Below are 13,301 nucleotides of genomic sequence, written 5' to 3' on the forward strand. Positions count from 1 at the left end.
CTAGCGATCCACGTCAGCCATAACCACGTCAATGGTCGCCAAATAAATGATCAAGTCAGACACCAGACTGCCGTTAATCACCGATGGCATTTGCTGTAAATGCGTGAACGTTGGCGTACGAATACGGGTACGGTAGCTCATGGTTGACTTGTCAGAAGTGAGGTAATAGGTACTCGCACCCTTCACCACTTCAGTCATGAATGAAGACTCGCCTGCCGGCATTACAGGACCCCAAGATACGCTTAGGAAGTGCGTAATCAAGGTTTCAATATCTTGTAATGTCTTGTCTTTTGGTGGTGGAACAGCCAATGGGTGATCCGCTTTATATGGACCAGATGGCATGTTATCCAAGCACTGTTGAATAATTTTCAATGATTCAGTGATTTCACGGAAGTGAACCAAGACACGTGCATATGCATCGCCTTCATATTCCACTGGAATATCAAAGTCGAAGTTTTCATAACCACTGTATGGACGATATTTACGAACGTCAAAATCAATACCTGTCGCACGTAAACCTGTACCGGTCACACCCCAAGCCAACGCAGATTTAGCATCGTATTGCGCAACGTTACGCGTACGACCAATAAATACCGAGTTTTTAAGTGCAGCTGTGTAGTACTCGTTCAGACGCTTCGGCATCCAATCCAGCAAATCTTTCACTAGTTTTTGCCAGTTGTTTGGAAGGTCGTGTGCTGTACCACCGATACGGAACCATGCTGGGTGCATACGGTAACCGGTAATCGCTTCAACGATGTCATAGACTTTTTGACGGTCTGCGAACATATAGAATACTGGTGTCATACCACCGGCATCCTGAATCGCGGTACCACAGAATAACAAGTGGTTATTGATACGGAATAATTCGTTCAACAACACACGAATGACTTGTGCACGCTCAGGAACTTTAATTCCTGCCATTTGCTCAACAGCCATGACGTAAGGCATGTTTTGCGCACAACCACCAAGGTAGTCAACACGATCGGTATACGGAATGAATGAATGCCAAGTTTGACGTTCAGCCATCTTTTCTACACCACGGTGGTGATAACCGATATCCGGCACACAGTCTTTGACTTCTTCACCGTCCAGCTGTAACACCACACGGAACGCACCATGCGCAGATGGATGGTTAGGACCCAAGTTCAGGAACATGAAGTCTTCGTCATCATTACCGCGTTTTAGACCCCAGTCTTCAGGGACAAAGCGTAAGTGTTCTTGTTCGAAATCCTGCTTTGCCTGGTCTTGCATATACGGCGTATATTCTGTCGCACGCGCAGAATATTCTTTACGTAACGGATGACCTTCCCAATAGGTTGGCAACAAGATACGACGAAGCATTGGATGCCCGGCGAAATCGATACCAAACATATCGTAAGCTTCACGCTCGTACCAGTTGGCATTTGGCCAGATATTGGTTGCGGTTGGAATGCTTAAATCATTTTCATTCAAGGCAACTTTGATACGGATGTCACTGTTACGCTCAAGCGATAACAAATGATAGAACACAGTAAAGTCAGATGCAGGCAAACCGTCACGGTGAACACGTAAACGCTCATCTACCGCAGACAAGTCAAACAGCATGACATAAGGACGTTCCACTTTACGGAGGAACATGAGGACTTCTTGCACGCGTGCGCGCTCAACCCAGACTGTTGGAAACTCTTCAAAAGTCGCCTGCACGTAAAAGTTCTCACCAAATTTGGTTTTGAGCTCTTCTACGATTGCAAATGCTGGGCGTGAATCAACTGGCGTTGATTCTGGCATAGCAATGTCAGTTTCAGCCATTGGCTTGGCTTCCTATTTAATACAAATTCTGGAAATTTTTCCGATGACCATACCCATCACGGGACATGTCAAAAACTCATCGTTAAAATTATTTAATTTCATCCATAGAGCGTAAATTTTTCACCGCAATACGTTCAGCATTTTTACGGTCACGTTCTGGCATCATCTTTGGCTTATACACAGGCTGAAGATCATCACCAATAACCGCTGAAAGTGGACGGCGCTCTAGTTGAATTTGGTCTTGAAGTAACATCAATGCTTGGATCAATGCTTCTGGACGAGGCGGACAACCTGGGATGTACACATCAACAGGAATAATTTTGTCTACACCCTGAACCACGGAATAGATGTCGTACATACCACCTGAGTTAGCACAAGCACCCATTGAGATGACCCATTTAGGCTCAAGCATCTGTTCATACAAACGTTGAATGACAGGTGCCATTTTGACAAAGCAGGTTCCTGCAACAATCATCAAGTCTGCCTGACGCGGTGAAGCACGAATTACTTCGGCACCAAAGCGTGACAAGTCATGAACGCCTGTTAATGTAGTTGCATATTCAACGTAGCAGCATGAAGTACCAAAGTTAAATGGCCACAAAGAGTTTTTACGCCCCCAGTTCACTGCGGTATGCAACACATCTTCTAGACGCGTCATCATCACACTTTTATTCACTTCTTCCTCAAGTGGATCAGTGACGATTTGACGATCTTGTAATGGATATTGATCGGCATCCGGATTCGCACGGGTTAAAGTATATTTCATCCCGACTTACTCCTGTTCAGATGTTGAGGTAGTCGGTGTTTTAGATTTAACACGACCAGAAGACTGTGCTGGAATATGACCAGTAGGATCGACAACCAACTCTTCAATGTTATTGAATCGGGTAATGTCAGCAATGTTCATATTTGGCGAACCGATATGGGTTTTGACACCGGCAGCTTTACGGCGATCAGAAGGTGCCCAGTTCAGTGCACCGGTTGAAAGTTCGTAAATCAAACCAATTAATAAAACCAGAATAAACACGGCAGCCGTTGCAAAACCCACCCAACCCACTTCACGAACTGAAGTTGACCAAGCGTAAAGATAGAGGGCTTCCAGATCGAAGACCACAAAGAAAATTGCAACTAAATAGAACTTGGCAGACAAGCGGATACGAGCACCGCCCGCACCAACTACACCTGACTCAAACTGCTCTTGCTTCGCACGTCCCCATGCTTTACCCCCTAGGAGTAAGGGAACAGTGAGCATAAAAACGCAAAGAAATGTAACGCCGATCACGAAGGCAATAATTGCCCAATCGTATGGAGTAATGGCACTCATGCGGGGATAACTCCTGGCAGGCCTATTTTTAACAAAGAATGTATGTATTGGCCTTCAAATACACCAAACACAAAATTAATCCCGCCAATTGTACCTGATTTCTAATTTCTCATGCTAGTTGAAGCGCTTTAGTCTTTCGGATGATTTTGTCCATAAAGTTACGGATATAGACGGGATCATGCTTAATTCACCCCTAGAAATCGAATTATCTAATCAAACACCCTATATTGATCATTTTTTTCTTTATTAACGCATCAAAGACATTCAGCATTTCTGCTCAATGCACAAAAATATGGCAGCATGAACCCTATGATTGCATTGCTGCAAATCTATGTTGAAAATTTAACCGCAAGCTGTATATATCCAGCGACGGATTATTTTTATCTGGCCAGAAAGTAGTATTTTAATGAATCATAATTTCAACTGGCAGATCAGACGATTGATCCAGCCAGATAACAATATCGAAACCGGGTTGCCATTTCGACATAATATGTTGCAATTCAGCTAAATACTTTAATTATCTTTATACACAGCTCTAGCAATAGATCGTTATTCTAATAGAAGCAAAGAAGGAGAAAAACATGCATCTAGAATACACACACGACTCGGATTATTTCTTTTTTTCACAACTACTGATGCGTCATATAGAAAGTTATGTTCGAAAACATCCAGATGCTGATAACGCGATTTTTGATTTAAGAGACATCTACCAGGTTTTTAGAGAGGATTTTGCCGCCACCACCACCAATTTAGACAGTATTCTCAATATTGCCGACAGCTATAAAGTCGAAACCTTAAATGGAGATCAGGCACTGATTCAGGGCTATAAAATCGACATCAAGAACAATTCACTCCTGATTGATTTCAATGCTGATGCATTACAGGCGCTTCGCTCAGGCAAATCCTTGATCGAACCCGACCCTTCGGTACATGAATAAATACAGATAGATGGATCAGTACTGTTCTGATCAATTGAGCCAAGGCATTTAACGCCTTGGCTTTTTTATGGGGCTAAAACAAAAAAAGGAATGGCACTTGCCATTCCTTTCTTAATTATTTCTTCAAGCCTTGCTTATAACGTTTTGCCGGCCAGGTCATGATAAACCGTGCACCGCCCAGATTTGGACTCTGATCCACCTGAATCGTGCCACCAAACCAGTAAGCAATACGACTGACAATCGACAAGCCCAGGCCATAACCACCCGAAGCACGGGTACGGCTATCATCCAGACGCGCAAAGGCTTCAAAGATACGGGCACGCTCTTGCTCAGGAATCCCCGGCCCATCATCTTCAACACAGACATAGGCATTACCATCGGCACGGATACCGCCACTAATGCGCACCTTATGATCACAGTAGCGTACCGCATTTCCGACCAGGTTCTGCACCACACGGTGTAGATAACGACGCTCTGCGTCAACCTGCAAGGCCAATGGCGGTGCAATCAGCTCGATTTCCTTTTGCGTCTTCAACGCTTCGGTTTCCATTGCCACCTGATCCAGAACTTCAACCAGTACAATTTCTTCGAAATCCAGCGAAGGAGTGCCCTGCTCCAGCTTGGCATAGGTCATGATTTCATCAATCAGGGTATTGAGTGCTTCAATATCCTTATCGATCATGTCGACTTGCTGGATACGGTAATTATAGTCATCTTCCTCTGCCAGCATTTCCATACCAAAACGAATCCGCGCGACAGGGGTTCTGAGCTCATGTGATACCGCACGCATCAACTCACGCTGCGCCTCAATCAGACGCTGAATATGATCCGACATGTTGTTATAACTGGAAGCCAGATTGGCCATCTCATCACTTCCCTCAATCGGGACACGCAATGACAAATCACCTGACTTCATCTTGTTCAAGGCATGGCGCACCTGACGGATTTTACGTTCCAGCGGCAGAATCAGACCATAAACGCCCAGACTCAGCAAGAACAGGCTGAACAAGGTAATCCCCGCAGAAAGCTGGAATGGCATCCAGTTAAACATCGGTACCGGACCCAGAATCAGCGCCTGCGCAGGATGGTTTGGCATTGGAGACACAATTGAAATGGTGGTGCCACGAACGGTTGCGCTGTCTTTATATAACAAGATGCTTTGATCCTGACGTAAACGACCAATTTGCTCCGAATCCAGATTGATATCTTTAATATCGGCAATTTCAATCGGGTAATAGAAATGCTTTTTGATTTTCTCTAAGTACTCACGCTCCTGTCCCGGATAAAAAATCAGGTAATCCAGTACAAAAATCGGCAGCGCTTTCATCTGGCGTTCGCCAATTTTATCTTTATCGACTTTAATATAGAGAAAATGTTCAGGATCGTCTTTCAGACCGATAATGATATAGCCAACGCCGTTATTGGCATCGTAACGAACTACTGACTTTTGCTCGGCAATGCGTTTTTTCTCGGTACGGGATAACTCGACCCGTTCTGAATCCACATAGTAGATCGGCAATTCCAGCAAATCAGAAGCATCGGAAATCCAGTCGAGTTTCTGCTGTTTTTCTGGCTGTCGAGATACCCCCTCACTAATGACATAGGAAATGCCATCGGTCAGAGATTCACGATATTCCTGCGCGCGTTGGTAGTTGATAATCTGGACCAGCAAATAACAAAATGCGGCAACCACAACCACCAAAACCACCAAGCCAGCATAAATACGCAAGAATATGCTGTTTTTCAGTACTCGACTTACCATAAGCTAAATAATTCCAAGCTCATTAAAACCCCCCTTGAGCAGCGCTACTACGCAAGTCCTTTGTGGAAAGGAAAAAATCCCCCTGAATGCAGGGGGATTCCAGGGATTTAAATCCCGTTGGTTTCTTTAACGAATAAATAACCTTTACTGCGGACGGTTTTAATACGTTTTGGATTTTCCGGATCATCACCGATTTTTGGACGGATACGGGAAATACGCACATCAATCGAACGGTCCTGACCGTCATATTCAATGCCGCGTAAACGCTCGAAGATATCTTCACGAGACAGGATGCGACCGGCATTTGAAGCAAGTAACCATAACAGGTCATATTCAGCGCTGGTGAAATCAACCAGATCACCATTTAAAGTCACTGAACGACCACCGTTATCAATTACCAGATCATCAAACTCGATACGTTGTGCGACTTCGTCTTCAACCGTTTTATCGGTACGACGTAATAAGGCACGAATACGCGCTAACAGGACGCGTGGCTGAACTGGCTTGGCAACATAATCATCTGCACCCATTTCCAGACCCAGTACCTGATCCATATCTTCGGTACGTGCAGTTAACATCAAGATCGGTTGATGGTAATGCGGACGTACTTCACGACAAACGGTTAAGCCATCTGCACCAGGTAACATCACATCGAGAACCACTAAATCTGGCTGCTCGCTGATAATACGACGAATGGCACGATTACCATCAGTTTCAACACCAACTTCTAAACCGTTACGAATCAAATACTCTTGTGTTAAACGTGCTAAACGCTCGTCATCTTCTACAATCAAAATCTTCGGTAACTTTTCTTCTTGGCTCATTTGTTGCCCCTAAAATCTGAGTGAATCTGTCTATGAAATCTGACAGATACATTGGTTTATGAATTGCAATATACACACGTTTACATTGTAAACAAGTAGCCGTTCACCAAACTGATACACGCTTACCCTGTTTTGTTATCTTTTTATTAAAATTATGAATTTTAATATATTTTTCAGAATTGTAAGCGTTTTTTCTTCAGGATGGATGTTTAGTATAGATTTTGTGCCAATCTTAAACAATTTGTTTCTTTCTTCGCCTATAACAATTTAAGTGTCTGTTTTTTGACTTATCCACAGAGTTATCTATAAGCCTTTTTTAACGGCTTTGTTATGCTATGTCCCTGTGAATTCAGCAGTTAAGACATGAAAAAAAATTTACTAAAATGTCAAGGATTGATCTACTGCTAAAAATCCCGTATCTTGTGTTGAAAATAAACTTTAACCACTAAGTATTGTGTTTATCCCTCAAACATCGTGGCATACTTTTTGCTCGATTCAAACGGTCCATGAACATAAAAATAGATGATAATGGAGCTATGCTGACATGAGCATCATCACTTCTACTCCTGGCCAACTTCAGGTCATTAAGCGCACCGGTGAGATTGCGCCATTTAATGCCGAGAAAATTTCTGTTGCGATTGGGAAAGCATTTCTGGCTGTTGAAGGTCAACAAGGTACCGACTCTAGTCGTATCCATGACCGCATCACCCAATTGACAGAAATGGTTATGAACACATTTAACCGTCGTTTACCTTCGGGTGGCACGATTCATATCGAAGAAATTCAGGATCAGGTTGAACTGGCCCTGATGCGTACTGGCGAGCAAAAAGTTGCCCGTGCCTATGTGATCTATCGTGACCAACGCGCAAGTGCCCGTCAGCAAACTGGTGCGAACCATCACCCTACCCTTCAGATTACCGACAACAATGGCCAGCTCCAGCCATTGGATCTTGATGCGTTGACTGCAACCATCCAGACGGCAAGTGAAGGTCTGGAAGGGATCGATGTTCAGGCGATCGTGGATGAGACCGTAAAGAATCTCTATAACGGCGTAAAAGAAAGCGACATCGCGACCACGATGATGATGGCGACTCGTACCCGTATCGAACAAGAGCCAAACTATACTTATGTGACTGCACGTTTATTATCAAATGAATTGGTCAGCACAGGTCTTGAATTCTTAGGTCTACCTTCAGATACACCAGAAGGCAATGCTTTAGAAACCTTCCTCAAGAAAGGTATTGAGCTTGATCTGCTTTCTGCTGACCTGCTTGACTTTGATCTTGAAAAATTGGCCGCAGCAATCAAGCCTGAGCGCTCAAACCAGTTTACTTATTTAGGTCTACAAACCTTATTTGACCGTTACTTCATTCACTCGAATGGCGTACGTTTCGAATTACCACAATTATTCTTTATGCGTGTGTCGATGGGTCTTGCGCTTAACGAAGAACATAAAGAAGATCGTGCGATCGAATTCTATGACTTATTGTCTAGCTTCGATTACATGGCGTCTACACCGACCCTGTTTAACTCAGGGACATTACGTCCACAGTTATCAAGCTGTTACTTAACCACCATCGGCGATGACCTGTATGACATTTATGGTGCAATGCGTGACAACGCCATGCTATCAAAATGGGCAGGCGGTTTAGGTAATGACTGGACTCCTGTACGTGCCTTGAATTCTTATATCAAAGGCACCAACGGTAAATCTCAAGGTGTTGTGCCATTCCTGAAAGTTGCGAATGATACAGCGGTTGCGGTTAACCAGGGTGGTAAGCGTAAAGGTGCTGTCTGTGCGTACCTCGAAACTTGGCACTTGGATGTTGAAGAATTCCTAGAGCTACGTAAAAACACGGGTGATGACCGTCGTCGTACCCATGACATGAACACTGCAAACTGGGTTCCTGACCTGTTCATGCAACGTGTATTTGAAGATGCGGAATGGACCCTGTTCACCCCTTCTGAAACACCAGACCTGCATGACTTGACCGGTGCTGAATTTGCTGAGCGTTATGCACACTACGAAGCAGTCGCAAAAGAACAAAACATGCTACACAAGAAAGTACGTGCCAAAGACTTATGGCGCAAAATGCTTTCGATGTTGTTCGAAACAGGTCATCCGTGGATCACGTTCAAAGATGTATGTAACTTACGTTCACCACAACAACACGTGGGCGTGGTGCATTCATCGAACTTGTGTACAGAAATCACCTTAAACACCAACCAAGACGAAATCGCGGTATGTAACCTCGGTTCGATCAACCTTGTACAACACGTTCAAGGTGGTGTGTTAGACCGTGAGAAGCTTGCTCGTACCATCAAAACAGCAGTACGTATGCTCGATAACGTCATCGACATTAACTACTACGCGGTACCACAAGCGAAAAACTCAAACATGAAACACCGCCCAGTGGGTATGGGGATCATGGGCTTCCAAGATGCATTGTATGAAATGAATCTTGCTTACGGTTCTGACGCAGCAGTTGATTTTGCTGACGAATCAATGGAAGTAATCAGCTACTACGCAATTCAAACGTCAAGCGACCTTGCAATCGAACGTGGTGCTTACTCAACATTCAAAGGTTCATTGTGGGATCAAGGGATTCTGCCAATCGACTCTTTGGAAATCGTTGCCAAATCACGTCCGGAACGCATGTTCGAAGTGGATCGTACCCAACGTTTAGACTGGGACACATTACGTGCCAAAGTTCAAAAAGACGGTATGCGTAACTCGAATGTGATGGCGATTGCACCGACTGCAACCATTTCAAACATTTGTGGCGTGTCTCAATCGATTGAGCCGACTTTCCAGAACTTGTATGTGAAGTCGAACCTATCTGGTGAATTCACCGTGATCAACCCTTACCTGGTTCGTGCATTAAAAGAGCGCGGTCTTTGGGATAGCGTGATGGTGAATGACCTGAAACACTTTGAAGGTTCGGTGCAGAAGATTGCACGTATTCCTGAGGAATTAAAAGCCATCTTCGCAACTGCATTCGAAGTGGATACCCGCTGGATCGTTGATGCTGCTTCACGTCGTCAAAAATGGATCGACCAGGCGCAGTCATTGAACCTGTACATCGCTGGCGCGAACGGTAAGAAACTTGACATCACCTATAAGATGGCATGGTTACGTGGTCTTAAAACCACTTATTACCTTCGAGCTTTAGGTGCAACCTCTGCCGAGAAATCAACCATCAATACCGGTGCACTGAATGCAGTAAAACCGGCATCGGTTGAAGCTCCGGTTGTTGCAGCAGCACCTGCGGCCGTTGCAGAGAAAAAACCAGAAACTCCAGTAGAAGAAGATGGTTTTACGACAGCAGCACCAGTGCCAATGGCTTGTTCGATCGACAACCCAGACTGTGAAGCTTGTCAGTAATTAAATCCGCATACGCCCTTCTCACTCTGGAAGGGCCTTGCAAGATTTAAATCTATAGAGGCATAGATCATGTTCCATCTCAGTCATAATTATCAATTTGGTGTGATAGTGCTGATTTGTGCCTTTCTAGTGTTTTATATCCCCCTCGTTTACGCGTTTTTTAAAATACGTAGACAACAGCGTAATCAAAATAAGTCTTAGGGATTGCGAGTGACGACTGGTCACTTTTAAAAAATCAATCAATAAAACTTAATTTTGCTTACACAAATTGAGCGTATAGTAAGGACATCTTCTTGATTGAGATGTCTTCATAAAAGATATAAAGCAACGAAGAGAGAATTGATATGTCTATCCTTAGTTGGGACGATTTTGAAGATGATTCGCAAAAACCGACTGCACCTGAACACAAGTCTGCGCCCATCGACACGCAAAAAACGGTTAATACGCAAGTGGTATCTGATTCAGAGCAATCATCGCCGCGCGTGGCAGCTGCACAATCCGCTGGAACCAGTACCGTGCGATCAACAGATTCAGCCGATTCGCTGGCTCGAGCATCTGCAGCCCTAGAACACCTAGACGTTGCCCCTGGCCTGGAAGAACTTGAAATGGGCGCTCAGCGCGTTCAGGTTGATGATAAAGCCATGATCAACTGTCGTGCAGACTTGAACCAGCTGGTACCATTCAAATACGAGTGGGCTTGGCAGAAGTACCTTGACGGGTGTGCAAACCACTGGATGCCGCAAGAAGTCAACATGAACCATGACATCGCGCTTTGGAAGTCTGAAAATGGCTTAACCGAAGATGAGCGTACCATCATCATGCGTTCTTTAGGTTTCTTCTCGACTGCAGACTCATTGGTTGCAAACAACCTGGTATTGGCGATTTACCGTCACATTACCAACCCTGAATGCCGCCAGTACATCTTGCGTCAGGCATTTGAAGAAGCAATTCACACCCATGCTTACCAGTACTGTATCGAATCTTTGGGTATGGACGAAGGCGAAGTCTTCAACATGTACCGCGAGATTCCATCTGTTGCGCGTAAAGCATCTTGGGGCTTGAAGTATACGCAATCTTTAAGCGATCCGACGTTCCACACTGGCACACCTGAAAACGACCAGCGTTTACTGCGTAACCTGATTGCATTCTACTGTGTGCTTGAAGGGATCTTCTTCTACTGTGGCTTTACTCAAATCCTGAGTATGGGTCGTCGTAACAAGATGAACGGTGTTGCCGAGCAATTCCAGTATATCTTGCGTGATGAGTCGATGCACCTGAACTTCGGTATCGACATGATCAACCAGATCAAGATCGAGAACCCGCACTTGTGGACGGCCGAGTTCCAGGAAGAAGTGATTCAAATGATTCTTGAAGGCACCATGCTTGAGATCGAATATGCGCGTGACACTATGCCACGTGGTGTACTCGGTATGAATGCAAGCATGATGGAAGAGTACCTGAAGTTCATCTGTAACCGTCGTTTAGCGCAGCTTGGTTTACCAGAGCAGTTTGCCGGTGTAACCAACCCGTTTGGCTGGATGTCTGAGATGATGGACTTGCGTAAAGAGAAAAACTTCTTTGAAACGCGTGTAACGGATTACCAAACTGGTGGTGCGTTAAGCTGGTAAGTTGAATTATGCCACGTTGTTATAAAATAATAGCGTGGCATAACACTATAATAAGCGGGTTTGTAAATCTTTTATCTTGCATATCATCATTGCCATAGCAAAAATATTTTTAAATTTTAATATCCATTTACCTGACGCTTAGATTATCAATAACAAATAACGAGCTTTTGAATCCAATGTCTTACTTTCGCCTTAAATGGTTTGTTATCCTCTTAATTCTTATAATACTAGGGTTTTATCTTACGATAATAACCGCAGCAAAATACGAGTGGTTTGGTGAAAAACCCCAAAAACAAATATTTGCCAGCGTAGACACTCCTTTTCAAAGAGAAATGCAACAGTTTTGTACTGGCATAAAAGTAACACCTAGCGGTACATGGTTAGTTGCCCGAGATGATTCTCCAAATTTAAGTGATGATGAAACGAGTAAATCTTTCAATCTGAGCACACTACTCCCTGCTAAAGAAGCTGATGAGTATAGTAATTTTATGGGAATGAATCGGGAAGAACCCATTACTTACGTCTCAAAACTCAATAATCAAGGACATTTTGAAGAAGTTGCACGCCTTCAAGGTATTGGATGCTTGGTTCCGATATTAAATAGCGTCCTACTCTTAACAGATGTAAATCAAGGTCAACAGGGTTATTCAAAACAGACTGCCGTATTCCGTAGCGATGATCAAGGTCGTCATTGGAAAATTCAAAATGAGGGCTTTTTTGCCCCAGTTCAACAACAAGCATGGACAATCCGCCCTACAGCATACAAAGACAATGCTCTTTGGGCATGGAAAGACTTTCCTTTTGAACAACCAACAGAGGGACTGGCAGCCAATCAGCCAAGTGGACTTTATTTTTCTAAAGACCAAGGTAAAAGTATAGAAACCATTATGGCTTCGGCTCCTCTTTTATTAGATATCACTTCTCTTCCAGATAAAGCCACTTTAAACCCTGACTGGAAGGCCGATGATCTTGGAGAAATAAAAGCCTTTATTACTCAGACACATGATGATCATGCAATCTTATGGGTTACACAGATTTTCAGTCAGGCTCTGACCACAGGCCCATTTCAAGTGACTACCCGAGCCAAGCTTGATCGAGTCAATGGCAATTGGGTCATGGGGGAAGTTAAACGTATTCAGGGTTTAGCAATCAAGAAGTTAGCACAGAATACTCAGGGTAAAATTATTACCATTCAGAACCAAATGAATCAAGATCAGGATGTAATTGCAGAGTTAGTCCCAGAAAATTTAAGTTGGAAAATACATGGAACTTTACCCCACCCTTTTTCACCTTTTAACGGTTCTTCATATGTTTATGATATCTGGATAACCGATGATGCACTTTTGATTACTACAATGAGTGAACACATTGCAGCGCGTATTTTGCAGCCAAGTACCTGGCGTAAACCAGCAGGCTCTGGCGGAACAGTTTCTGCAACTGCGGTCTTTTACTCAAAAGACTGGGGAACATCTTGGCAAAAATTAGCAATTCAGGGTTATCTCAAAGTATTGGGCGTTGAAGCAAACTCTGACCAAGTTTTTTGGGTAGAAGGTTCAGTGTATGAAAATAAAAAAGACACCCATATTTATAGTCATCAACTAAAATAAACAGGATTTGTTGGATTTAAGGCAGTCACGGAACTGCCTATCTAA

The 13,301-nt window shown here is 43.8% G+C and carries 10 protein-coding genes; 5 read left to right on the plus strand and 5 right to left on the minus strand.

All coding sequences use genetic code 11. From position 1 onward, the window contains the following. From nuoC to ACINWC323_RS08980, 3 genes are all read right to left on the minus strand, one after another. The gene (gene nuoC / locus ACINWC323_RS08990; RefSeq protein WP_005228923.1) at window positions 1–1,788 is read right to left on the minus strand and encodes an NADH-quinone oxidoreductase subunit C/D; all 1,788 of its coding nucleotides are present in this window, start codon (window positions 1,786–1,788) and stop codon (window positions 1–3) included. Between the two features lie 88 nt (window positions 1,789–1,876). Beyond that, the gene (locus tag ACINWC323_RS08985) at window positions 1,877–2,554 is read right to left on the minus strand and encodes a NuoB/complex I 20 kDa subunit family protein (protein ID WP_004638049.1); all 678 of its coding nucleotides are present in this window, start codon (window positions 2,552–2,554) and stop codon (window positions 1,877–1,879) included. A 6-nt stretch (window positions 2,555–2,560) separates the two neighbouring features. Continuing rightward, on the minus strand, window positions 2,561–3,112 hold the full coding sequence (locus ACINWC323_RS08980) for an NADH-quinone oxidoreductase subunit A (protein ID WP_005228915.1): 552 nt from the start codon (window positions 3,110–3,112) through the stop codon (window positions 2,561–2,563). A 581-nt stretch (window positions 3,113–3,693) separates the two neighbouring features. On the opposite strand from ACINWC323_RS08980, the gene ACINWC323_RS08975 reads away from it, so the two are divergent. Then, entirely contained in the window at window positions 3,694–4,050 is a 357-nt protein-coding gene (locus tag ACINWC323_RS08975) for a hypothetical protein (RefSeq protein WP_005228913.1), read from the plus strand. 115 nt (window positions 4,051–4,165) lie between these two features. Here ACINWC323_RS08975 and bfmS read toward each other — a convergent pair whose 3' ends face one another. Together bfmS and bfmR are read right to left on the minus strand one after the other, a co-directional pair. After that, complete coding sequence (gene bfmS / locus ACINWC323_RS08970; RefSeq protein ID WP_009512306.1) at window positions 4,166–5,812, minus strand: sensor histidine kinase BfmS; 1,647 nt, start codon at window positions 5,810–5,812, stop codon at window positions 4,166–4,168. 107 nt (window positions 5,813–5,919) lie between these two features. Further along, window positions 5,920–6,636 (minus strand): response regulator transcription factor BfmR, encoded by a 717-nt coding sequence (gene bfmR / locus ACINWC323_RS08965; RefSeq protein ID WP_004770762.1) that lies wholly within the window; start codon window positions 6,634–6,636, stop codon window positions 5,920–5,922. 544 nt (window positions 6,637–7,180) lie between these two features. On the opposite strand from bfmR, the gene ACINWC323_RS08960 reads away from it, so the two are divergent. From ACINWC323_RS08960 to ACINWC323_RS08950, 4 genes are all read left to right on the plus strand, one after another. Continuing rightward, window positions 7,181–10,021: a ribonucleoside-diphosphate reductase subunit alpha gene (locus ACINWC323_RS08960; protein WP_005283648.1), complete on the plus strand. Its 2,841-nt coding sequence runs from the start codon at window positions 7,181–7,183 to the stop codon at window positions 10,019–10,021. A 69-nt stretch (window positions 10,022–10,090) separates the two neighbouring features. Then, the gene (locus ACINWC323_RS19770; RefSeq protein WP_004655460.1) at window positions 10,091–10,222 is read left to right on the plus strand and encodes a hypothetical protein; all 132 of its coding nucleotides are present in this window, start codon (window positions 10,091–10,093) and stop codon (window positions 10,220–10,222) included. 143 nt (window positions 10,223–10,365) lie between these two features. Beyond that, entirely contained in the window at window positions 10,366–11,649 is a 1,284-nt protein-coding gene (locus ACINWC323_RS08955; RefSeq protein WP_005228906.1) for a ribonucleotide-diphosphate reductase subunit beta, read from the plus strand. A gap of 176 nt (window positions 11,650–11,825) precedes the next feature. Further along, on the plus strand, window positions 11,826–13,256 hold the full coding sequence (locus ACINWC323_RS08950) for a hypothetical protein (RefSeq protein ID WP_032881505.1): 1,431 nt from the start codon (window positions 11,826–11,828) through the stop codon (window positions 13,254–13,256). The last annotated feature ends 45 nt before the right edge of the window (window positions 13,257–13,301 follow it).

The sequence above is a fragment of the Acinetobacter sp. WC-323 genome (assembly GCF_000314615.1).
Classification (GTDB): domain Bacteria; phylum Pseudomonadota; class Gammaproteobacteria; order Pseudomonadales; family Moraxellaceae; genus Acinetobacter; species Acinetobacter courvalinii.

What these genes read in the sequence shown, in the direction of transcription:
- nuoC (WP_005228923.1), bottom strand. Translation starts at nt 1,788, where the DNA reads ATGGCTGAAACTGACATTGCTATGCCAGAATCAACGCCAGTTGATTCA.
- ACINWC323_RS08985 (WP_004638049.1), bottom strand. Translation starts at nt 2,554, where the DNA reads ATGAAATATACTTTAACCCGTGCGAATCCGGATGCCGATCAATATCCA.
- ACINWC323_RS08980 (WP_005228915.1), bottom strand. Translation starts at nt 3,112, where the DNA reads ATGAGTGCCATTACTCCATACGATTGGGCAATTATTGCCTTCGTGATC.
- ACINWC323_RS08975 (WP_005228913.1), top strand. Translation starts at nt 3,694, where the DNA reads ATGCATCTAGAATACACACACGACTCGGATTATTTCTTTTTTTCACAA.
- bfmS (WP_009512306.1), bottom strand. Translation starts at nt 5,812, where the DNA reads ATGGTAAGTCGAGTACTGAAAAACAGCATATTCTTGCGTATTTATGCT.
- bfmR (WP_004770762.1), bottom strand. Translation starts at nt 6,636, where the DNA reads ATGAGCCAAGAAGAAAAGTTACCGAAGATTTTGATTGTAGAAGATGAC.
- ACINWC323_RS08960 (WP_005283648.1), top strand. Translation starts at nt 7,181, where the DNA reads ATGAGCATCATCACTTCTACTCCTGGCCAACTTCAGGTCATTAAGCGC.
- ACINWC323_RS19770 (WP_004655460.1), top strand. Translation starts at nt 10,091, where the DNA reads ATGTTCCATCTCAGTCATAATTATCAATTTGGTGTGATAGTGCTGATT.
- ACINWC323_RS08955 (WP_005228906.1), top strand. Translation starts at nt 10,366, where the DNA reads ATGTCTATCCTTAGTTGGGACGATTTTGAAGATGATTCGCAAAAACCG.
- ACINWC323_RS08950 (WP_032881505.1), top strand. Translation starts at nt 11,826, where the DNA reads ATGTCTTACTTTCGCCTTAAATGGTTTGTTATCCTCTTAATTCTTATA.